Source organism: Peribacillus sp. NPDC097198 (assembly GCF_044762055.1).
Taxonomy (GTDB): domain Bacteria; phylum Bacillota; class Bacilli; order Bacillales; family DSM-1321; genus Peribacillus.
The window spans coordinates 159,324-182,374 of the sequence record NZ_JBIWDO010000003.1 but is presented as its reverse complement, the minus strand read 5'-3'; the positions used below and the strand labels follow the sequence as shown (position 1 = coordinate 182,374).

The 23,051-nt window shown below is 41.3% G+C and carries 22 protein-coding genes and 1 other annotated feature; all 22 genes read right to left on the bottom strand.

Annotated features, from left to right (window positions below):
• Positions 1-32: 32 nt before the first annotated feature.
• Positions 33-950, bottom strand: coding sequence for an RluA family pseudouridine synthase (locus ACIQXQ_RS06380; RefSeq protein WP_402868207.1), 918 nt, complete (start codon positions 948-950; stop codon positions 33-35).
• Entirely contained in the window at positions 943-1,413 is a 471-nt protein-coding gene (lspA, locus tag ACIQXQ_RS06375; protein ID WP_402868205.1) for a signal peptidase II, read from the bottom strand. Before lspA ends, ACIQXQ_RS06380 begins: the two co-directional genes overlap by 8 nt.
• Positions 1,414-1,621: 208 nt before the next feature.
• Positions 1,622-4,387 (bottom strand): isoleucine--tRNA ligase, encoded by a 2,766-nt coding sequence (gene ileS, locus ACIQXQ_RS06370; RefSeq protein WP_402868203.1) that lies wholly within the window; start codon positions 4,385-4,387, stop codon positions 1,622-1,624.
• An 89-nt stretch (positions 4,388-4,476) separates the two neighbouring features.
• Positions 4,477-4,724: a binding site (T-box leader), on the bottom strand.
• Positions 4,725-4,787: 63 nt separating this feature from the next.
• Positions 4,788-5,303, bottom strand: coding sequence for a DivIVA domain-containing protein (locus ACIQXQ_RS06365; protein WP_402868201.1), 516 nt, complete (start codon positions 5,301-5,303; stop codon positions 4,788-4,790).
• A gap of 85 nt (positions 5,304-5,388) precedes the next feature.
• The gene (locus tag ACIQXQ_RS06360) at positions 5,389-6,162 is read right to left on the bottom strand and encodes a YlmH family RNA-binding protein (protein WP_402956214.1); all 774 of its coding nucleotides are present in this window, start codon (positions 6,160-6,162) and stop codon (positions 5,389-5,391) included.
• Positions 6,163-6,314: 152 nt separating this feature from the next.
• Positions 6,315-6,581, bottom strand: a complete 267-nt coding sequence (locus tag ACIQXQ_RS06355; RefSeq protein WP_402868199.1) for a YggT family protein — start codon at positions 6,579-6,581, stop codon at positions 6,315-6,317.
• A gap of 6 nt (positions 6,582-6,587) precedes the next feature.
• Positions 6,588-7,055, bottom strand: coding sequence for a cell division protein SepF (locus tag ACIQXQ_RS06350; protein ID WP_402956212.1), 468 nt, complete (start codon positions 7,053-7,055; stop codon positions 6,588-6,590).
• Between the two features lie 15 nt (positions 7,056-7,070).
• On the bottom strand, positions 7,071-7,748 hold the full coding sequence (locus ACIQXQ_RS06345) for a YggS family pyridoxal phosphate-dependent enzyme (protein ID WP_402868195.1): 678 nt from the start codon (positions 7,746-7,748) through the stop codon (positions 7,071-7,073).
• Positions 7,745-8,578: a peptidoglycan editing factor PgeF gene (gene pgeF / locus ACIQXQ_RS06340; protein WP_402956210.1), complete on the bottom strand. Its 834-nt coding sequence runs from the start codon at positions 8,576-8,578 to the stop codon at positions 7,745-7,747. The genes ACIQXQ_RS06345 and pgeF overlap by 4 nt, the downstream gene beginning before the upstream one ends.
• 69 nt (positions 8,579-8,647) lie before the next feature.
• The gene (locus ACIQXQ_RS06335) at positions 8,648-8,917 is read right to left on the bottom strand and encodes a YlmC/YmxH family sporulation protein (protein WP_402868193.1); all 270 of its coding nucleotides are present in this window, start codon (positions 8,915-8,917) and stop codon (positions 8,648-8,650) included.
• A 216-nt stretch (positions 8,918-9,133) separates the two neighbouring features.
• Complete coding sequence (gene sigG / locus ACIQXQ_RS06330) at positions 9,134-9,955, bottom strand: RNA polymerase sporulation sigma factor SigG (protein WP_402868568.1); 822 nt, start codon at positions 9,953-9,955, stop codon at positions 9,134-9,136.
• Between the two features lie 109 nt (positions 9,956-10,064).
• On the bottom strand, positions 10,065-10,784 hold the full coding sequence (gene sigE, locus ACIQXQ_RS06325) for an RNA polymerase sporulation sigma factor SigE (RefSeq protein ID WP_230158218.1): 720 nt from the start codon (positions 10,782-10,784) through the stop codon (positions 10,065-10,067).
• A 58-nt stretch (positions 10,785-10,842) separates the two neighbouring features.
• Positions 10,843-11,769: a sigma-E processing peptidase SpoIIGA gene (spoIIGA, locus tag ACIQXQ_RS06320; RefSeq protein ID WP_402956208.1), complete on the bottom strand. Its 927-nt coding sequence runs from the start codon at positions 11,767-11,769 to the stop codon at positions 10,843-10,845.
• A gap of 491 nt (positions 11,770-12,260) precedes the next feature.
• On the bottom strand, positions 12,261-13,424 hold the full coding sequence (gene ftsZ, locus ACIQXQ_RS06315) for a cell division protein FtsZ (RefSeq protein WP_402868187.1): 1,164 nt from the start codon (positions 13,422-13,424) through the stop codon (positions 12,261-12,263).
• A gap of 41 nt (positions 13,425-13,465) precedes the next feature.
• Positions 13,466-14,764, bottom strand: coding sequence for a cell division protein FtsA (gene ftsA, locus ACIQXQ_RS06310; RefSeq protein WP_402868185.1), 1,299 nt, complete (start codon positions 14,762-14,764; stop codon positions 13,466-13,468).
• Between the two features lie 225 nt (positions 14,765-14,989).
• A complete protein-coding gene (locus tag ACIQXQ_RS06305; protein WP_402868183.1) occupies positions 14,990-15,223 on the bottom strand; it encodes a DUF1290 domain-containing protein in 234 nt (77 codons plus the stop codon).
• Between the two features lie 376 nt (positions 15,224-15,599).
• Positions 15,600-16,376 (bottom strand): cell division protein FtsQ/DivIB, encoded by a 777-nt coding sequence (locus tag ACIQXQ_RS06300; RefSeq protein ID WP_402956206.1) that lies wholly within the window; start codon positions 16,374-16,376, stop codon positions 15,600-15,602.
• A 113-nt stretch (positions 16,377-16,489) separates the two neighbouring features.
• Positions 16,490-17,401, bottom strand: coding sequence for a UDP-N-acetylmuramate dehydrogenase (gene murB, locus ACIQXQ_RS06295; RefSeq protein ID WP_402956204.1), 912 nt, complete (start codon positions 17,399-17,401; stop codon positions 16,490-16,492).
• A 363-nt stretch (positions 17,402-17,764) separates the two neighbouring features.
• Positions 17,765-18,871 carry a stage V sporulation protein E gene (spoVE, locus tag ACIQXQ_RS06290; RefSeq protein ID WP_402956202.1) on the bottom strand — a complete coding sequence of 369 codons (1,107 nt, stop codon included), beginning with the start codon at positions 18,869-18,871 and terminating at the stop codon, positions 17,765-17,767.
• 163 nt (positions 18,872-19,034) lie between these two features.
• Complete coding sequence (gene murD / locus ACIQXQ_RS06285) at positions 19,035-20,387, bottom strand: UDP-N-acetylmuramoyl-L-alanine--D-glutamate ligase (RefSeq protein WP_402956200.1); 1,353 nt, start codon at positions 20,385-20,387, stop codon at positions 19,035-19,037.
• 1 nt (position 20,388) lies between these two features.
• Positions 20,389-21,366, bottom strand: a complete 978-nt coding sequence (gene mraY, locus ACIQXQ_RS06280; RefSeq protein ID WP_402868174.1) for a phospho-N-acetylmuramoyl-pentapeptide-transferase — start codon at positions 21,364-21,366, stop codon at positions 20,389-20,391.
• Positions 21,367-21,441: 75 nt separating this feature from the next.
• Positions 21,442-22,914: a UDP-N-acetylmuramoyl-L-alanyl-D-glutamate--2,6-diaminopimelate ligase gene (locus ACIQXQ_RS06275; RefSeq protein WP_402956198.1), complete on the bottom strand. Its 1,473-nt coding sequence runs from the start codon at positions 22,912-22,914 to the stop codon at positions 21,442-21,444.
• Positions 22,915-23,051: the final 137 nt, after the last annotated feature.

The following is a 23,051-nucleotide window of genomic DNA, read 5'->3' as shown; positions in this document are numbered from 1 at the left end:
TAATATAATACTATCTCATAAAAATAGTCTTGTCAAATACTACTTCTACGTAGTTGTTCGATTAGCTCCGTAAATTCTTTAGGAGCTGGCGCTTCAAACTCCATATATTCATTCGTCCGTGGATGAACAAAACCAAGAAGACCTGCGTGTAACGCTTGTCCGTCCAATTTCAACGTCTTTTTAGGACCATATTTAGGATCTCCCGCAAGAGGGAATCCAATATATTTCATATGAACACGGATTTGATGGGTCCGTCCTGTTTCAAGCTGACACTCTACTAATGTAAACGCGGTGAAACGTTCAACCACACGGAAATGAGTTACCGCATTTTTAGAGTTTGAATCCGTAACCGTCATGCTCTGACGGTCTTTTTTATCACGGCCTATCGGGGCATCAACCGTTCCGAAATCATGGGGAATCACTCCATGGACCACAGCTTGATACTTACGGGTTACTGTTTTATCAACAAGTTGCTGAACAAGTTTCTCGTGTGCCATGTCATTTTTCGCAACCATCAATAAACCTGATGTATCCTTATCAATACGGTGGACAATACCTGGACGCATAACGCCATTGATTCCAGAAAGATCCTTACAATGGGCCATCAACCCATTAACAAGAGTACCTGTTACATGCCCCGGTGCAGGGTGGACAACCATACCACTCGGTTTATTGACAACCAGTACGTCTTCATCTTCGTAATAGATATCCAAATCCATTTCTTCAGCGACTGCATCCAACTCCACAAGTTCCGGAATCAGCACTTCAATTTCGTCACCTATGCTACATTTATAATTGGACTTAATGGCAGCCCCGTTCACTAACACATGATCATCTTTGATCCATTGTGCAACTTGAGTGCGTGACCATTCCTCATTTAAAGTAGATAGAGCCTTGTCAATCCTTGTACCTTTTAGTGTTTCGTCGATGCTGTATAGCTTTTTATCCATTATCTTTCTCCTTAGCGTTTTTTTCTTCCAAGAACATGTGAATCACGAGCAGCACGACACCAATCGAAAGGGCGGCATCGGCAATATTAAATACCGGGAAACTATAGCTGAAAATATAAGTATGGACAAAGTCGACTACTTCCTGGCGAGCAACACGGTCAATGAAGTTTCCTATTGCCCCACCTAGCATAAGACCTAGGGAAACTCCAAGCAGACGGCTGTTCTTCGCCATTTTCTGAATATAATAGACGACTCCAATAATGACAGCGATGGTGATGATGTAGAAAAACCACATTTGACCTTGTAGAATTCCCCATGCTGCCCCACGGTTACGATGCGAGGTAATATATAGAAGGTTTTCAATAATTTCAATGCTTTCTCCGTACTCCATTTTTTTCACAATCATCCATTTTGTCAGCTGATCGAAAGCTATGACCAAAAGGGCAATTAAGTAATAAAACACATTTCTTCCCCCAAACTAATCAAATCTTCACTTTTGAATTGTAGCATAAACTAGAAATAATGACTAATACCAAAAGCATTACATCTAGCAGTTGGTGAAGAATATTAGAATAGAAAGGAACTTTATTCCGGTCTTTATTCAAATGCGCTCTCATTTCAAATAAAAAACCGGCTCCCATATTAACTGGGAACCGGTCGTTCTAAAATGATTAATTCGTATAATGCTCTTTCACGACTGTTGCACAGCGTGGGCAAAGTGTTGGATGTTCTTCCACTTGACCTACATCTTGAGAAACATTCCAGCAACGTTCACAAGTTTCTCCTTCTGCTTTAGTTACCAGGATGGCCATATCCTCAAGTTTGACAGCTTCGGATGGGGCACTGGCCACATCGCCCGCGATATCAAATTCGGATACGATGAATAACTGTTCAAAGCTCTCCTCGATACTATCAAGAAGATTCCTTGTCTCTTCGTTTACATAAACGGTCACTTTTGCGTTCAGTGATTTCCCGATTACTTTTTGGTTACGTGCTTCTTCCAATGCTTTCAGGACATTATCACGAACATGCATGAATGCCGTCCATTTTTCCTCAATCGCTTCGGCATTATCCACAGAGATTTCCTCAGGCATCAATGTCAACTGTACACTCTCTTCCGTTACACCCGGAATGAACGTCCATACTTCATCCGCAGTATGAGACAGGATTGGAGACACTAATTTCGTTAAGCTGATTAAGGACTCATAAAGGACAGTTTGGATTGCTAAACGGTCTTTCCCGTTTGGCGCTTCACAATAAAGAATGTCTTTAGCATAATCAAGATAGAACGAACTTAAATCCTGCGTACAGAAATTGTTGACCATATTATAAATGGTAGCAAATTCATAATTTTCATAGCCTTGTTTTGATTGAGTGATCAGCTTATTCAATCTTACTAGCATATATTGATCCACTTCACGCAAATCTTCTACCGCCACTTTATCCGTTTCCGGATTAAAGCCATCCAGATTTCCTAGTAGGAAGCGGAATGTATTACGGATTTTACGATACACTTCGGAAACTTGTTTTAAGATAGGATCTGAAACCCGAACGTCAGATTGATAATCAACAGAAGCAACCCAAAGACGTAAAATATCAGCACCAAGCTGGTTCATAACTTTAGATGGAAGGACCACGTTACCAATAGATTTACTCATTTTACGTCCTTCGCCGTCTAATGCGAACCCATGGCTAAGTACACCTTTATATGGTGCTTTTCCTGTCACGGCAACACCTGTTGAAAGTGATGAGTTGAACCAACCGCGATATTGATCGGACCCTTCAAGATAAAGGTCAGCCGGACGTTGAAGTTCTTCTCTTTCTTCAAGAACCGCTTGATGGGAAGAACCGGAGTCGAACCATACATCCATGATATCCGTTTCTTTAGTGAAGATACCGTTTGGACTTCCTTCATGTGTAAAGCCTTGTGGTAGAAGATCTTTTGCTTCTTTTTCAAACCAGATATTTGAACCGTGCTCACGGAATAATTCTGAAATATGATTGATTGTTTCGTCCGTGATGATTGGTTCGCCATTTTCTGCGTAAAATACTGGAATTGGCACACCCCATGCACGTTGTCGAGAGATACACCAATCTCCTCGGTCACGGACCATATTGAATAGGCGTGTTTCACCCCATGCCGGTACCCATTTCGTTTCTTCGACTGCCTTCAGCAAATCATCACGGAAGTCCTTGATTGAAGCGAACCACTGTGCAGTTGCACGGAAGATCGTCGGCTTCTTCGTCCGCCAGTCATGTGGGAATGAATGTGTGATGAATGTAAGATTCAACAGGGCTCCCACTTCAGTTAATTTTTCGGAAATCGCTTTATTTGCTTTATCATAGAATAATCCAGCAAACTCCCCTGCTTCTTCAGTCATGACACCTTTTTCATCGACTGGGCAAAGAACATCCAAGCCATATTTCTGACCGATGATAAAGTCATCTTCCCCGTGTCCTGGAGCTGTATGAACACAACCTGTTCCAGCTTCAGTCGTTACATGCTCACCTAACATCACTAGTGATTCACGATCATATAGAGGATGCTTCGCTACAGCACGATCCAACTCACTGCCTTTTACCGTTTTCACGATAGTTGGGTTTTCCCATCCAAGCGTTTCTTTAACAGATTCCAATAAGGCTTCTGCCACTAAGTATTTTTCATTTTCCACTGCAACAACCACATAATTCAATTGTGGATGTAGGGAAATTCCAAGGTTGGCCGGAATCGTCCATGGTGTTGTCGTCCAAATGATGATTTTTACACCTTCATCAATGACACCTTTACCATCAGTCACTTCAAATGCTACATAGATTGAAGCCGAACGTTTATCTTGGTATTCAATCTCCGCTTCAGCAAGAGCCGATTCACTCGAAGGGGACCAGTAAACAGGTTTCTTCCCTTTATAGATATAGCCTTTTTTCGCCATTTCACCAAAAACCTTGATCTGTTGTGCTTCATATTCAGGCTTTAACGTAATATAAGGATTATCCCAATCCCCGCGAACACCAATCCGCTTGAATTGCTCACGTTGATTGTTAATCTGTACGTATGCATATTCTTCACATAGCTTTCTGAATTCAGCGACGCTCATTTCTTTACGGTTCACGCCTTTTTTAGTCAAAGCCGTTTCAATTGGGAGACCGTGCGTATCCCAGCCTGGAACATACGGTGCATGGTAACCGCTCATGGACTTAAAACGGACGATGAAATCTTTTAAAACTTTATTCAAGGCATGACCCATATGGATATCACCGTTTGCATATGGAGGTCCATCATGTAAAATGAATAACGGTCGCCCTTCAGTGTGCTCTTGCACTTTTTTATAGATATCCATCTCTTTCCACTTTTCCTGAATTTCAGGCTCGCGCTTCGGAAGGTTGCCCCTCATTGGAAATTCAGTTTTAGGCATTAATAAAGTATCTTTATATTCCATTATAAAATTCCTCCATCCATCTATCCATAACTTCATTTGAGTTGATTGACCCGATTCGCAGACAAAATAAAAAGCCTTCTCATCCCTGAAAAAGGGACGAGAAAGCTTTGCTTCCCGCGGTACCACCCTGGTTAGAAAGATTCACAAAACGGCTGAATCCTTTCCTCTCGAGCATTCGTAACGTGAATGATACGCATCGTTTACTTGCTGCATAAGCAGGTTCAATTCAGAACTCAAGGGTGATGTTCAATTCCTTCTCTTATCCCGGGCTTACACCGTCCCCGGGTCGCTACATATAAGGATATGAGGAATTTACTGTCCCTGTCATCGTCTAATGTCATCATGAATAGTATTGTTAAAAAATTATATGCGAAAAAAGTGCTTGAAGTCAAGGAAACGTTTAATTTTCCTCATCTACTCCATCATTTAATTCTATTTCAGATGCATCCACTTCGTATTCAAGCAGATGATCCCAGTCGTCATTATCCAACAAATCGAGCTGTGCTCCGACAAGCATTTTAAAGCGAGTACGGAAAACCTTCGATTGTTTTTTCAAGTCTTCTATATCCATCGCTATTTTTCTTGCTTTCACAAGCGACTCATTGACAATCCGATCAGCATTCTTTTCTGCTTCCTTGATGATCAGTTTGGCTTCTTTTTGGGCATTGCGCTTTAATTCTTCTGCAGCTTCCTGCGCGACAATGATAGACTTATTAAGCGTGCCCTCGATAGTCGTGAAATGACCTAAACGATCGAACGTCTCGTTCAATTTTTCTTCCATTTCTTTCTTTTCTCTTAGAATCAATTCATAATCTTTAATGACTTGGTCTAGAAATTCGTTAACCTCATCTTCATCATACCCTCGAAATACTTTACTAAATTCCTTGTTATGTATATCTATCGGGGTTAAGGGCATTGTTGCACCTCCAGAACAATTTCTACTCTATTACATTAAAACTCTATATTCGACAAAAAATATGTGAATCCTGCTAACAACTAAATTATTTTTTCCTACCTAATGAGATTCTCCACTTATCCTTTTTCGTTTTCCCATCGATTGAAGTGATTTTACATCGACCGAAACCCCTGATGGATAGAGTATCCCCCTCACGGCATTCTTCAGAAACGCTCTCCGTTTGCTTGAAATTAACCTTGGTTTTCCCCGACGATATCAACGTCTGGGCTTTTTGCCGGGAAATATTCAAAACAGCAGAAAGTACGCTATCAAGCCTTAATGAGCTAACGGTACTGACCTGCTCTTCCCAGTTGTCCTTCACCACAAGGATATCCTCAATCGGAATCCTTTTAATGGTTACGGAAGCATTGCCTATCTTATCCAGGTTTCCCGTAAGGTATGAATCCATTTCCCCTGTTGCAATAAATTGGACTTGCTCCTCTGTCACTATAATATCACCGAATTTTTCACGTTTTACCCCCAGTGACATCAAGGTTCCAAGTATTTGCCTGTGTTCAAGTGTAACAAATTTTTTTGGATAGGAGATATCATATAAGGAGATATTGAAATCAGATGATTCAGGAGAGTAGTAATCAGGATAAATGAGGGCACGTTTCCGTTCAACGAAATCACTCCCGCCGTGAAATTGCAGTAGCACATCCTGTTTGTTTCCTAATAGGGATGTGAGGATTTCCTGCTGACGCGGATCCAGAAAGTCAGAAAGTTTAGGAGCATAAGAATCTCTAACCTGGTCAATCCAATTCATTGCCTGGTCGATAAATTCCTTTTCCTCCGGCCTGAAATGTTGATATATACTCATGTAGAATGCATGCTCCTTACATATGGATAAATGGTTGTACACAAGAATGAATCGTAACATACACCTTCGTTACTACTACACAGCCAAGAATTCACCTAGCTGTGTAGTTACTGGCCATTCTATTATTTCACGTCTTTAGTATGAACTACAAATCATCCGAATAAGCTTTGTAGATAAAAAATCCCATAATTCTTCGCAAAATTTAAAACCAACAAGGCTACAAGTGGTGATATGTCGATCATGCCGAGTGGTGGGATGAATTTTCTGAACGGTTCTAAATATGGTTCGCAAATCTTTACCAGGAATTGGCCAATCGATGTTTCCCGGGCATTAGGGAACCAAGACATTAATATGTAAACAATTAATGCCATTGAATAAATTTCAACTAAATAATATAAACCTTGAAGCACTAGAGCCATTAACCATTACCACCTCGCTTCTTCGTACTCCTTATCCACTTCAAAACCGGTAATATTACCGGAAACATCAACGTTATCCGGAGTACACAAGAATATGTCTGTACCGATTTTTTGGATATCCCCACTGATTGCATATACAGTGCCGCTTAAAAAGTCGATAATCCGCTTTCCTTGGTCATGCGGGATTCGCTGAAGATTCACAACGACTGCACGACGGTTTTTCAAATGGTCAGCGACATCCTGAGCTTCTGCATAAGCACGAGGCTCCAATAATACTACTTTAGAAGATTTTTGCACGCTTTGCAAACTTACTATATTTTGATTTGGATTATTTCCTGTAGAAGCAGGTGGGGTCTGCTGTTTTGCAGGCTTTACCGCTTTACGCTCCATCTCCTCTTCCTCCACCACTTCGTCCTTATATTCATACTCATCATCCAGCGCGAAATAGGATTTAAACTTTGATACGAATGACATCTTTTACGTACCTCCTTATAATTCTTCGCCTACCAGTGCAGTACCAATCCGAATCATGGTAGAACCTTCCTCGATGGCAATCATAAAATCATTGGACATGCCCATGGATAATTCCGAGCATGGAGCATGAGTCAATTCCGCTTTTTGAATTTCCAGTTGGAGGTTTTTTAATGTACGGAAGCAACCTCGGAGTACCTGTTCGTCCTCTGTAAAAGGTGCCATTGTCATCAACCCAACGACCTTCACCTTGTCAAAAGCCCCTAGTTCTTTAATAAATTCAAGCGTCGACTCTGGATTCAGACCGTGTTTAGACTCTTCACCAGAAACATTGACCTGCACTAAACAGTTTATCGGCTCTTTTGAACGTTTTTGTATTTCTTCTGCCAACGATATACGATCCAAAGAATGAATATAAGCAACTTTATCAATGACATTCTTAACCTTACGTGTCTGCATGGAACCGATATAATGCCAGTTCGGTGTATCCTTCAACACTTCATATTTATTCAATAAACCTTGATCGCGATTTTCACCTAAATCAGTGACACCGGCTTCCAATGCCTCTTTTGCCCTCTCGATGGAAACATATTTTGTAACCCCGATTAATTTGACATCTTCCCGATGCCTGCCACTATTTTTACACGCTTCATTTATTTTTTCTTCGATGTTTTTTAGATTTTCTGCAACTTTCATCGCTTTTCAAGATCCTCCTTCCAACCAATAAAGCTCATCAACCTACCACTTTTCCCATTATCCCGGCGATGGGAAAAAAATAAATCCTCATCACAGCTTGTACAATATGAAGTCACAGCAATCTGCTCCCTCGGGATTCCAGATTTCTCCATGATCATGGCGTTCAGTTCTTTAAGATCTAGTTGATATTGTCCTTCACTAATTAAATTATAGGGCTTCTCGTCATTTTCTTCCAGCAAATTCCGCACTAAATCTATGACTTTATCATCTACAACATAACATTTCGAACAAATAGAGGGCCCAACTACGGCAAATATTTCTGATGGTTTTATACCTTCATGTATCCACGCCTCTACCATATTGTGCGCAATGCCATTAACGGTTCCCTTCCAGCCGGCATGTGCCACCCCAACCATTCCATGTGTAGGAGCATAAAAATATAAAGGCACACAATCCGCATAACAAAGGGTCAGTAGGACATTTTTATCTCTCGTATAAAAACCGTCTGTCGCCCTAAAACCAGAAAGATAGTCAGTGGCGCCTTTCCCACAATCCCGAGTCGTTACTTGCTGGATATGAGTTTCATGAGTCTGCTCGGCCCCTACCCAATGATTAAGCGGAAAAGATAGTTTTTCAGCAAGAATTCGGCGGTTTGCCTGTACATCCCCTATCTTGTCCCCAACATGAAAGCCGGTATTCAATGATGTAAAGCAGCCAGAACTGACTCCTCCGTTTTTCGTTGTAAAGCCCGCCACAAGCTGGAGATTTTGTTGTCTCCAGCTATCAACAAGCAAATATTGATCTTCGACTAAAACAAAAGGTTCTTTCATGCTTTCATTCCTCTTTATTTTTAGTTTAGTGTATCATAAATATCCTTCTAATACCCTCTAAAGGTACCCCTATAACCGTTCATCTTTCAGCTCTGTTTGAAATATCGTCTGATGTTCGACAAGGATGACATCCGCCCCAATTTTTTTTATTTTTCGCCAAGGAATCACGATATCTTGCTCCCTCCCAAAAAAACCCATTAGCCTGGTACTATTCGAAACAATGATTGCTTCAATCATTCCCGTCCCCGTATTGATTTCTAAGTCTGTCATATTCCCCAATTTCTTTCCATCTGCTATATTGACGATATCCTTAATTTGAAATTCAGAAATTCTAGTCACGCCATTCAGCTCCTCCTGAAATGTGTTTCTCCAGATAAAAAACCTTTTTTTATGTATATGACTGGTTTTGTTCAAGAATGAAGGAATCGGGAAATAAAGGTCTTTATGCAGTGGCTTGAGCAAACTAAAAAAAAGCCGCTACGGCTAGGTTGCTGATTGGCGGGCAAGAGAATCATCCCTTACCCGCTTCAGTCAACTGTTACTCGTGCTCAGCTTTTACTGTTGAATGTTTTTATTCATTTGCTTGATTGCCGCTTTTTCCAAGCGGGAGACTTGAGCTTGTGAAATGCCGATTTCCTCGGCTACCTCCATTTGGGTCTTCCCTTGGAAAAATCGTTTACGAAGGATCATTTTTTCACGGTCATTCAACCGTCTCATCCCTTCGTTTATGGCTATCTCATCAATCCAGGTACTATCCTTATTTTTTTCATCACTTAATTGGTCGAGTACATAAATCGGATCCCCGCCATCATTATAAATCGGTTCGAAAAGGGATACTGGATCTTGGATTGCATCTAACGCGAAAACAATTTCTTCGTGCGGTAATCCTAACACTTTGGCGATTTCTTCAGCTGTGGGCTCACGTAGAGTCTGGCTGATAAGTTTTTCCTTAACCTGCAATGCTTTATAAGCAATGTCCCTTAAAGACCGGGAAACACGTATTGGATTATTATCACGAAGATACCTTCTGATTTCTCCAATAATCATTGGTACAGCATACGTTGAAAACTTTACGTTCTGACCCAAGTCAAAATTATCTATCGATTTCATCAACCCTATACAGCCTACCTGAAATAGATCATCTACATATTCTCCTCGATTGTTAAAGCGTTGAATGACGCTCAAAACGAGTCGAAGATTCCCGTTTACCAGTTTCTCTCTTGCTGAAAGCTCGCCACCTTGCAATTCTTTAAAGAGTTTTCTCATTTCATCATTTTTCAAAACCGGTAATTTCGATGTATCCACACCGCAGATTTCAACCTTATTACGAGACAAAATTCTTCCCTCCTCACAGGAGTGCTGTACAAAAAACAGTATTTCCGCGGGAGGGAAAAATATGCATAGGGTATTTTTGAAAAATCAAAACATCTCTTCATCCAAGCACAAGAAAGTACGGTCTCAAAAGCTTTATACTCGAAATATTTTTTTACACCATTTTATTAAATTCTTTTCTTAGCCGTTTAATAATTCTTTTCTCCAACCTTGAAATATAGGATTGGGAAATCCCGAGCATATCCGCAACATCCTTTTGCGTCTTTTCTTCTCCGCCAGCAAGTCCAAATCGAAGTTCCATTATTTGTTTTTCACGATCAGAGAGCTGCGTCAGGGCTTTCGTCAGTAGCTTCCGATCCACATTCGCCTCTAGATCCTTAGTGATGATGTCGTCATCAGTCCCCAGAACATCTGAGAGCAGGAGTTCATTTCCATCCCAATCGATATTCAAGGGCTCATCAAAAGAAACTTCCGAACGGATTTTATTATTTCTCCTTAAATACATTAATATTTCATTCTCGATGCATCTCGAAGCATATGTAGCAAGTTTGATTTTTTTCTCGGGATTGAATGTATTGACTGCCTTAATCAAGCCAATGGTCCCAATGCTAATTAAATCTTCGATATTGATTCCCGTATTCTCAAATTTCCTTGCAATATAGACGACAAGCCTTAGATTCCTCTCGATTAAGATAGAGCGGGCAGCTTCATCGCCTTTTGGTAACTTATTGATCAATATTGCCTCTTCTTCTTTTGAAAGTGGGGGCGGGAGCGCCTCACTTCCTCCTATATAAAATATTTCGTCCGTCTTCAATCCGAGCTTGAACAAGAGTTTGTACCAAAAATAGGTGAGCCGAAGAATAAATTTCTTCAAAATAATTCTCCCTTCTAAAATAGACGAATTGTGGAGCCAAATTTGAAAGAGCAAAATGTTATGAGGCATTTTTCACCGGAATCCCGGTTAACATTTTTGGATGGACGATAGATTGATAGCTATTGTCCGCAGAAAGTTGTTGAAAAGTAAACGACACAAGGCCCTGCTTGACTTGATACTCGTTTTCCCCTTGGGATATTTTAATGAAGTCCGGCTTGATGGCCGTTAGCAATTGATGTTCATGCCCCACCACTTTATATGGAATTACGCGCATACGGCCCGTCCATGTATATTCAGGCTGTTCTTCCTGTCGGACCAGGATGTCCGGATTCTTGAACAATTCAACCATATCCGAAGGGATTCCAGCTTCATCTCCAGAAAGTGAAATGATCATAACAGGCGAACGGGTTATTGGATCATATAATTGATTCCCACTGTCAACAAGCCCCTGAAAAGTCCCTTCAAACTCTGATACTTTCACCGTGACTGACACCAGTTGCTCATGCGTTAGTTTTGCCATCTCCATTCCTTCTAGAGTACGCTTGGAAAATTGCCAGGCAAGCGGGAAGCCCACCATCACAAAAATCCAGCTGACGGGGTCACCAAAACGATTGATTCCGGCATATTGACCAGGGTTTTTGGAAACGATTTGATATTCGAATAGATAGTGAAGGCCAAGGAGGATCCCACCTGATAAAAACGTGACAAAGTATAAAGTGGCTAATGACTTCAGGAAAAGGTTGAATCTGATGAACCCAAAGGTGGCCAGGACCATAAAAAGAGAAAATGCGATTTTCATATAAAATTGGTCAGCCATTGCGTAAAAAGGGGTAAATGCCAATACGATGATTAGAGAACCTATCAGCCCGCCGGCACAAACCCGCCAAAGGGCGACCCGCCGTTTGAGAATGATTGCAGTCCAATATAAGAGGAGGCAGTCAAATAACCAATTCAATAACCAAATCACATCTAAATATAAGGTCAAACACTCACCCCTCCTTTTAGAATCTAACCTTCTACTAGCAAAAAGTATAACGCACCTGATAATAGAAAGTGTGTCACTTTTTGTACAGGAAACTTAAGAGTTTTTCAGTCTTTTTTAGCCTTTTTGTAGAAAAACAGCTATTGATTTTTTCAAGACTGCTTCATACCAGTTACGCTCCCTCATTTAAAGCTGTCGATTTATGGGTTGTAGAAGATAGAATTTCTTTCAGCTTCTCTTCTCAGAGTTCCATTGTTATAAAGGACCATCTCCAAATTCAAGTTGGAAATCCATTATCCATTCCAGCCGCCTTTACGTCCTTTCATGAATTTTATGGATCAGGGCATAGCCCAACGGTTCAAACAGGTGGAGAGCAGCTCTTAGGGCCTTAAAAGTCCATATGGCGATTAACCAGTAATAATCAATCGAAACATCTTTCCGAAAAAAGCAAAAAAAGGGCCGCTCCCATAGGGAACGACCTTTTCTCTTTCAGATTAACGCCTTCTATTACGATTGCGTAGGAAGGTTGGAATATCCAAAGCTTCCTCACCTTGTCCTTGATTATTATTCCTTGTAGGCTGTTCGTTCACTTCTTCTCTCTTCACTTCACGATTTACACTAGGTGTAGGCGCTTGTGTTTGAGGTCTCGTTTGCTGTTGTTGCTGTCCAAGTGTAGAACGACCCGGAGCTCGCATAGACGTTTCAGCTTCGGTAAATCCCGTCGCAATAACTGTAACAACAATTTCGTCCTTTAAGTTTTCATTGATGACAGAACCGAAAATCATATTTACCTCTTGATCAGAAGCGGTGGCCACAATATCGGCTGCCTCTTGGACCTCGAATAAACTTAGGTTCGTTCCACCAGTAATATTCAATAGAACCCCTTGAGCCCCATCGATGGACGTTTCAAGCAACGGACTGGAGATCGCTTTTTTAGCTGCTTCAGCGGCGCGGTTTTCTCCAGAGGAGATCCCGATACCCATCAGGGCCGATCCACGATTTGACATGATGGTCTTAACATCGGCAAAATCCAAATTAATAAGACCAGGAACAGCGATCAAATCTGAAATCCCCTGTACCCCTTGACGAAGGACATTATCCGCTTCACGGAATGCTTCAAGCATAGGTGTGCTTTTATCAACAATTTCAAGAAGTCGGTCATTCGGAATGACGATAAGCGTATCGACCGATTCTTTCATGGAGGCAATGCCACCTTGCGCCTGGGTTGCACGTTTGCGTCCTTCAAACGTGAAAGGACGTGTAACGACACCAACTGTCAGTGCACCAAGATCTTTAGCAATACCCGCGATAACTGGGGCAGCACCCGTACCAGTTCCGCCGCCCATTCCAGCCGTTACGAAAACCATATCAGCGCCTTTTAGCGCTTCTTCGATTTGTTCTTTACTTTCTTCTGCCGCTTTTTTACCTACCTCAGGATTCGCACCAGCACCCAATCCTCTAGTAAGCTTACCGCCGATTTGCATTTTAACTTCTGCTTTTGATAAATTAAGTGCCTGCGCATCAGTATTGACAGAAATAAATTCGACACCTTGTACACCATGTTCGATCATTCTGTTTACCGCATTGTTACCGCCGCCGCCAACACCTATAACCTTTATCGTTGCTAATTGTTCTAAATTAGAATCAAACTCCAACATGACAATCCTCCTATTTTGACGAAATTCCCGATTTTTTGTTTTTATTCAAAAAAGTAACCCAAGATTTTTTTGAATTTCGATTCACCTTTTTCACCTTGTTTTTTAGCCGTGTTCTCTTTATGTTTCTGAGAGGACTTCTGGCTCCGCTGGTCATTATTCTCTTGTGCCTGACCAGCTGGTACAGGAGTTTTATTTGTGGTGTTCTTTTGCATTCTCTCTTTCTTGCACGCATGTTTAATTAGACCGACAGCTGTCGTATATTGCGGTTCTCTGACACCAATATAATTTGGTTCGGCTGTCCTGACACGATTTTGGAATACATACTGAGCAAGTTCCAGTACTCCTGGCATCTTAACGGCCCCACCGGTCAATACGAACCCTCCCGGTACTTCCTGAAAACCAAGTCTTCTCAAATCATCTTGTATTAACTCGAAAATTTCGGTCAACCTCGCCTCAATTATATCTGAGAGCATCAGCTGGTTACATGGTTGTTGCTGGTCGCTGCCGATGATTGGTATCTGGAATACTTCGTCTTCTGACGCATCATCATAAAAGGCATGGCCATGCTTAATTTTAATTTTTTCAGCTTCCTCCATGGTAGTCCTTAGTACAATGGAGAGATCCTTTGTAAGCGTCTCCCCGCCTATTGGAATCACGGAAGTATATTGTAGATAGCCTTGCTCGAAAATCGCTAGAGTGGTAGAACCTCCCCCAATATCGACAAGCGCTACTCCAAGTTCCTTTTCATCCTTCGATAAAACCAGCCCACCTGCTGCCAATGGTTGAAGGGCAATATCCGTTATTTCTAACCCTGCTCGTTCCACACACCGCAAGGAATTATGTAAAATTGTCCGCAGACCTGTTATTAATATGCCTCTCATTTCCAGACGGACGCCAATCATGCCCCTTGGATCGCTAATTTCATCCAACTCATCAACTTTATAATGAATCGGCACCACATCGATAATTTCCCGGTCCGATGGTATGGTAATTAACTCAGCGGCTTCTCTAACACGGAATACATCGTGTTCATTAATCTCTTTATTTTCACTAGATACGGCTACTACCCCATGGCAAGGCTGAAGCGTTACGTGGTTCCCACTGATACCGACGATCACTTTTTTGATTTCCATTCCTATCATTCGTTCAGCTTGCTCTACGGCCTTTTGAATGGATTGGACTGTTTCATCTATATCGACGATGGAGCCTTTCTTTAGCCCTTCTGATTTTACATTTCCTACGCCTATGATATTTAATGTGTCATTGACCATTTCCCCAATGATTACTTTTACACTGGATGTACCGATGTCAAGACTTACGTAGATTTCATTGCTGTTCATTCCATGGCACCTCCTTCAGTTTATACATATATTAGTAGAATAGCATTATCCTATCAAAAGACCTATTCATTTTAGAATAACAGACCTAATTACAACTCGCTAATATTATAATAAAGTGTCATCTCGTATTATTAAGAGAAAACTCGTAGGTTTACAATCTTTATAATAGTTATCGTTCGTCTCTTGGTATCTAAATGTCTTACCTAAACTTAATACTGACTTAATCTATTCGGCATTTATACCGCAATTCCCTCTAATAATATAGATTTTTTCCATTTTTTTCAGAAAAAAATCTCTTATCCAACTGTGCCCTTTGAATTTCACCCGTATTTTGAAAGTTTCACACGTAAATACAAAGATTCCAGCTAAATACAAGTCTACACCAAGATGTACACCTAGAAAAGTCAAACTTGCAGATAAAACTATTATTAAATAAGAATACAACGGCCAATACCACATCTTCACGGGAAGTTTGAAACGTCCCCGCAACTCCCCACATTAAAAATTCCGCATGCAACAAAGACTACAAAATGAATATCAGGTCCAACTAAAATCCATGGATTTTAGCACTCAAGAGAATCAACCAGTTGGGGCATGGTCCCCTATCCCATTAAAGGCGGAGAAGGCCCCATATATGTATAGTTCTTGGAGTCTCATTTTTACTGGCACTATCAGCAAAATCACTGCAGACCCACATTATCCACTTCCATTTTTAGTTAAAAACGGATTACATTCGGTCATCCTGTACTTGCCTTTTCTATGTTGGTCAAACACTTATTCTTTTCCGAAAATGTACGCTAACTTTAGTTCAATCATTGTTGTTAAAGCAACGGATTCACTCCGACTCGTCTTCCTTTTGTTCAGACTCATCAAAGGCTTTAAAGTAGGAACCGACCTCTAGATCGATGACTCCCTTTACCTCGGGATCCAATTGGCTGATAATGGATGGATAGTGTATCATTTTCTCAGATAGAGTACGACTTGTCGCACTAACTTCAAATCCATCATTCATGTACATAACAATATGGTATTTATCCGTTTTAGTCGGGTCATGGTGAATTTCGGAAATAGCATTTTGTATGGCCACAGGAAGCTTGTCCAGTTCCTCCAAAAGTAACTTTAATGCTTTACCCTCTTTGAAACCAATTAAAACAGGGGCAAATACTGGATTTTCACCACTCTCTAACTCTTTTAGGATGTAACCATTTTCCAATATCGGAGCGAATTTACCATTCATGGATAAATAGGCAATTCTAGTATGCTCAGAAACCGTTATTTTAACGGAATTAGGAAAAACAGGTACAACACTGGCACTTTTTATATCCGGATTTTTTTTTATGTTGGCGGCAGTCTCTCCCGTGTCAACTTTCCAGATGCTTCGGTCTTTCTTGATGTTACTTAATTTAATAATTTGCTTAGAAGTAATATACTGGTTTCCCTCTACCTTTATGGACTTCACATAGCTTAGCGGGGATAAAAAATATAATACACAAGCAACCAAAATGAAAAAAAGGGAAAGCAAAAGAACAAGTCGTCTATTTGCTTTGCTCTTTCTAATTTGCTTTAGCTTAGGAATGCGGTCCTCAATGGAAACGATTTTCCCCTTTTCCACCTATTTCACCTCTTCCTAAAATGGATGATTGGTGACACTCACCAAAAAATAAGAAATAGAATTTTTCAAGTAACACATTATACCACAATATTTGGATATAAAGAATGAATATCCTATTGTTTTCTCCCGATGATTTCTACTTCTGTTTCCAATTCAATTTCATACTTGCTATATACCGTATCCTTCGCGTGTTGAATCAGAGCTTCCACGTCTGCCGCACTTCCATTACCAGTGTTGACGATGAAGTTTCCATGCATAGGGGAAATTTGGGCCCCGCCTATCGAATGCCCCTTAAGGCCAGCATCCTCCACTAACCTTCCTGCATGTCTTGGCAGCGGATTCCTGAAAATACTTCCAGCACATGGCAAGTTATATGGTTGGGTATCTTTACGATAGTTTTTGTTATTCTGCATTCTCTCGACGATTTCACTTCGGTTACCCTCTTCTAATTGAAAGATGGCCTCCAGCACGATACCAGGTTTTTTCTTTTGAAGGAGAGATGTTCGATACGAAAACTCCATTTCCTCCTTAGAAAGCCAAGCCAAGGTTCCATCTTCAAATAGGACATGCACTTGCTTAAGGATGGCACTCATATCCGAATCGTGTGCACCTGCATTCATATACACAGCACCACCAACGGAACCTGGAATTCCACTGGCAAACTCCAGCCCGGCATATCCCTTTTTACTAATCTTCACTGATAAACTTACAAGGGAAACACCAGCTCCAGCCTTCACTTCCGTCCCATTGATTTCAAGATGATCCAGACCTTTACCTAACTTCAGTACCACACCTTCGATTCCATCATCGCTGACAAGGAGGTTTGAACCTCTTCCTATTGCTCTCCATGGCAAATTATTATCTTTGATGACCTTCATCGCTTTTTCAATATTTTCAATGGAGGATGGCTCGATGAATAGATCCGCGGGTCCACCAATTTTCATTGTCGTATGATTAGCAAGTGGCTCATGTTCCAATATCTTGCCGATTTGCATGTCGGTTAATTGTTGTATCGCTTTATCCATGATTAACCTCCTTGTGCACCTAGATTTTAACATTATAAGTTTCATTTCCCCACCGTAATGAGGCCTCTAATTATGCAATATCAAAAACACTATTTTGTTTAACTTGAAAATGAGCAAGAGTAAGCGCCTCTTCGGTCGAACCCTCTTATACTATAGTCTAAACAAGGCCGTATTGCCAATATTTATTGTAGATATCCCCACATTCCTCTTTGGTAATATTTAAGCACCATTTCATTTTTTTCAAAATCTTCTCATACGGGGCCTTGCAAATCACCGGCCACCATTCCAATCCATCCATTCCACCAAAAAAGAAGCCCGATTTTATGACGGGCTTCCTCTTTAAGAAATGTATATCATCTTGCTTTAAAACCTTGAATACCGACTGATATTCAGCAGTACGCCAATGGCCATCAACATGAGTGTCAGGGAGGAGCCACCATAACTTAATAGGGGCAAGGTGATACCGGTAACCGGCATTAAACCAGTGACCACGCCAATATTGATCATGACTTGAATAGCTACCATTGCAATGATCCCGACCGCTACCAGGCTACCATATAAGTCTGGCGCACCAAGGGCGATTCGTATCCCACGCCATAGCATGAGAGCGAATAATAAAATCACAAGTGAACCTCCAATGAACCCTAATTCTTCAGATAGTATCGCGAATATAAAGTCGGTTTGCGGTTCTGGTAAATAGAAAAACTTTTGACGACTTTGTCCTAATCCGAGGCCGAACAACCCACCGGGGCCGATTGCATAAAATGATTGGATCATTTGAAATCCACTTCCGAGCGGGTCTTCCCAAGGATCGAGGAAGGAGGTAATCCGCTTTATCCTATATGGGGCCGATAAAATAAGGCCGACAAAACCAGCTACTCCGAGTAGGGCTAGGCCAACAAAATGGCTGATTCTCGCACCTGAAATAAAAATCATCACGATACATGTTCCCACCATCACTGTTCCTGTACCGAGATCAGGCTGTAACATGATAAGCCCAAATGCTAAAAATACAATGCCCAACGATGGCATCATCCCTTTTTTAAAGGAAGTGATCAGTTTTTGTCTTTCCGATAAGAACTTAGCTAAAAAAGCAATCATCGCTAACTTCATGAATTCGGACGGCTGTACGGAGAAAGCTCCCACACCAATCCAACTCCGGGACCCGTTTCTTGCCATCCCGATACCTGGTACCAAAACGGCCACCAGTAAGATGAAGCAGATAATAATTAGCAATTTGGCCCAAGTGCGCCATGTCCAGTAATCGACATTCATGATAAAAAACATGGCTACGACACCTACACAGGCAAACAGCAACTGTCTTTTAGCAAAATAAAAGGAGTCATCGAATTTATAGTCTGCCCAAATTGCACTGGCGCTGTAAACCATAACTAAACCAATTGTCAAAAGGCTTAAGGTGACGATAATGAGAATAAGATCAGGATTGGATTTTTTTAATGGCACGGACATCCACCTCTAGGAAGTTTTTCGAGCCTGTACGAATATAAAACACTACCTGATATGCCACTTTTTTAGCGGCACTTAAGTCAAAAAAAAAGCGATAACGGCTCATTATCGCTTTTTTTTCAAGGTGTCAACGTAGAAGCAGGTTCACTTCCTTCTGCGAAAGCTCTTACTTAAGTTTATGCACAGCCTCCATAAACATGTCTCCTCTTTGTTCAAAAGTTTTATATTGATCCCAGCTTGCACAAGCAGGAGAGAGGAGGATGCAGTCGCCTTCATTCGATAAATCAAAAGCAACAGGTACGGCCTTTACTACATTATCGACACGTTTTATATGGGTTATTCCTAATTCTTTAGCTATCCGTTCAATTTTCTCTGCCGTTTCACCAAATGTGATGACCGCTTTGACGTGTTTCATAGCCGGTTTCAACTCGTCGAATTCATTACCTCGGTCCAATCCGCCAGCCAACAAAATAACCGGTTCAGTGAATGAAGTAAGCGCCTTGGATGCTGCAAGGATATTCGTCGCTTTGGAATCATTATAGAATTTACGTTTTTCAATCGTTGCAACATATTGCAGACGGTGCTCCACACCGCCGAAAGTCGTCAAAACGGTATGAATGGCCTCATTAGACACACCTTTCAATTTCACTGCAGAAATAGCAGCCAGCACATTTTCCAAGTTGTGTATTCCCGGGAGGGCAATATCCGAAACGGCAATCACTTTTTCACCGCGAAAATACACCGCTCCGTCTTCTACATAGGCCCCATTCTCATGCTTCACTTCTGTAGAAAATGGTACAAGTTCTGCCTTCGTCTTCTTGGTCATGTTTTTAACATCCACTTGATCTGCATTGAAAATCATGAAATCAGAAGCCGTTTGATTTCTTGCAATCGCCGCTTTTGCCTCAGCATATTCTTGTTTGGAACTATGATAATCCAAATGGGCATCATACAAATTCGTCACGATTGAGATTTCTGGCCGGAATTCTTCAATTCCCATCAATTGGAAGGATGACAATTCAATGACGATCGTATCTGCAGCTGTTGCCTTTTCAGCAACACCGGATGCTACCGTTCCAATATTTCCAGCAATAAGTGGTGACTTCTTACCAGCTTGCATCATTTCGAATATTAACGTAGTAGTGGTCGTTTTCCCATTTGTACCCGTGATTCCCAAAAATGGTGCTTCACTGATTTGGTAAGCGAGTTCTACCTCTGTGATGACCGGAATGCCTTTCTCCAATGCACCCTTAACAAGCGGGTTGCTATAAGGAATGCCTGGGTTCTTCACAATGAATTCGAATCCCTCATCCAATAGCTCAATCGGGTGGCTGCCACAAATGACTTTTATCCCTTGTTCAAGAAGCCCTTGTGCTTCCGGATTTTCCGATAGTGGCTTCATATCATTGACTGTTACGAACGCACCTAATTTATGTAGAAGCGAAGCTGCCGTGACTCCGCTTTTTGCCAAACCTAATACCAAAACTTTTTTCTCTGAGTATTTTTCTGTCTCTTTCAATTTATATCCACACCTCTAAATAGATTCCGAGTACCGCACACAATAATCCAACTGTCCAAAACGTCACGACCACGCGCCATTCAGACCAGCCAGAAAGCTCATAATGATGATGAAGCGGGCTCATTTTAAAAATACGCTTACCTCTAAGCTTAAACGATCCTACTTGTAAAATGACGGATAGAGTTTCAATGACGAAGACTCCACCAATAATGACCAACAGCAATTCAAGTTTGGTTAATAGAGCAATCGTAGCAATCGCTCCCCCTAAGGCTAGCGATCCTGTATCCCCCATAAACACCTTTGCTGGGTGGGCATTAAAGACTAGAAAGCCTAAGACTGCGCCGACGATTGCCACTGAGAATATCGCCACGTCGTATTGTGACTGGCTCCAAGCAAGTATGGCAAAAGCACCGAAAGCAATCGCGGACGTTCCTGAAACGAGACCATCCAATCCATCAGTCAAATTGACGGCATTAGAAAAACCTACCAACCAGAAAATCACGATAATTAGGTACGCCCAACCAAAATTAATGGAAAAATCAGTACCTGGAATCGTCAATTCAGGGTTGAAGCCGTCAGTCTGTTTGAAAACGAAGTAAAAAATGACGGATATCACGATTTGGCCTAGAAGTTTTTGCTTTGAAGTCAAGCCTAGGTTCCGTTTCATGACGACTTTGATAAAATCATCCAAGAACCCTAGTAAACCAAATCCTAAGGTAACGAATAATAATAAGTACGTTTCAGTGGATGGTTCTGAAAATTTAAATGTCATAACTAATGTGGCGATGGTGACTGATAATAGAATCACCAATCCGCCCATAGTAGGCGTTCCTGTCTTCTTTAGATGGGATTGTGGGCCTTCCTCCCTGATACTTTGCCCAAATTTCAGCCTTCTTAAAAACGGTATGAAGATTGGTGATAGAAGAACCGTTACTAAAAATGCCATCAAAATTGTATAAAAAATTACTTGTTCCAACATTCCTACTCCCTCATTCCTAACACAATTCAAATATACATTATCCTTGTTGCTATTTCTTTGTTTGGCGGGCGTGAATTAATTTGCACCCAATTTTGTTTGAATTGCTTTTTCTGCTTCTTCACGATCATCAAAGTGAAGGATGGCATCTCCGACCAATTGGTAAGTTTCATGCCCTTTTCCTGCAATTAAAATGACGTCTCCCGCTTCGGCTTTTGAAACGGCATACTCAATCGCTTCTCTTCGGTCCACTATCACCGTATATTCTTCTCCTTCAACTCCCGCTTCCATATCACGAAGGATTTGCAATGCATCCTCGCTGCGCGGATTGTCGGAAGTGAAAATAGGGTCAGTTGCCAATCTGCAGGCAATCGCTGCCATGATGGGCCGTTTTGTCTTATCCCGATCCCCACCACAACCTATAATCACGAAAATTTTACTTTTTGCAAACTCCCCTACGGTCTTCAAGACATTTTCAAGACTATCTGGTGTATGCGCATAATCAACTATGACGGGGAAATCCTGATTCGCCATAATAAGCTCAAAACGACCAGTAACACCCTTTATTGATTCAATTGATGCTATGGTCTCATCTAGATTAATTCCCCCACACAAAGCCGCGCCAATGGCAGCAAGGACGTTATAAACGCTGAATTTCCCAATTAACTGCAACTTAACGTTACGTATATCCCTGCCAGCTGTTAAAGTGAATGTCGTGCCTTGAGCGCCAATCCGTATATCACTCGCCCTAATGTCAGCATCTTTATCAATTCCGTATGTAACAACTGTAGCGGCAGTCGCCTTAATAAAATCGGCTGTTGCTTCATCATCCGCATTTAGGACTGCATATTTAGGGCGATTTTCCAATTGCGCATTGCCCAGCTGGGAAAATAACAATGATTTCGCATGTTTATATCGCTCCATCGTTTTATGGAAATCTAAATGATCTTGCGTTAAGTTAGTGAATACTGCTATATCATAGTCACATCCATGAACACGGCCAAGTTCAAGAGCATGCGAAGAGACCTCCATGATGGCCGTTGAGACACCAGCTTCAGCCATATCATGAAAAGCCTTCTGAAGCGTGACACTGTCTGGCGTCGTATTCTTCGTTTCAAATACTTTATCGACGATTTTTGTATACATCGTACCGATCAAGCCCGTTTTTTTCTTTTGATCTTCGTAAATCTTTTCAAGCAAATGGCTTGTGGTCGTTTTTCCGTTCGTACCGGTGATTCCTATCAGGTTCATCCTTTGGGTTGGGTGACCGTAAAATGCATCAGCGAGAACGGCCATGGCCCTACTTGAGTCACGGACAACAATCACAGGTACATTTAAGTTAAGCTGTCGTTCAGCAATGACAGCTGCAGCGCCATTTTCTACGGCTGATTGGGCAAAATCATGACCATCCACTGTATAACCTTTTATGCAAACGAATAAACTTCCGTCTTTAACTTTACGGTTATCATTTTCAATGGAGGTAATCTCCGGATTTTCTCCTTCATGCGCATCCAAGGAGTGTAAATAAGTTAGTAATGCGTGAAGCTTCATTTTTCCATCCCTCTCAACTTAATTTGAGGATTAATTATATGTGATTAGTTTTGGCTTGTCGAGAAACCAGCTTTTATTATACGGGGTTTAATCGACTCCGTAAACAAAGCGGCTGATTTTTTTCAGCCGCTTTTCAC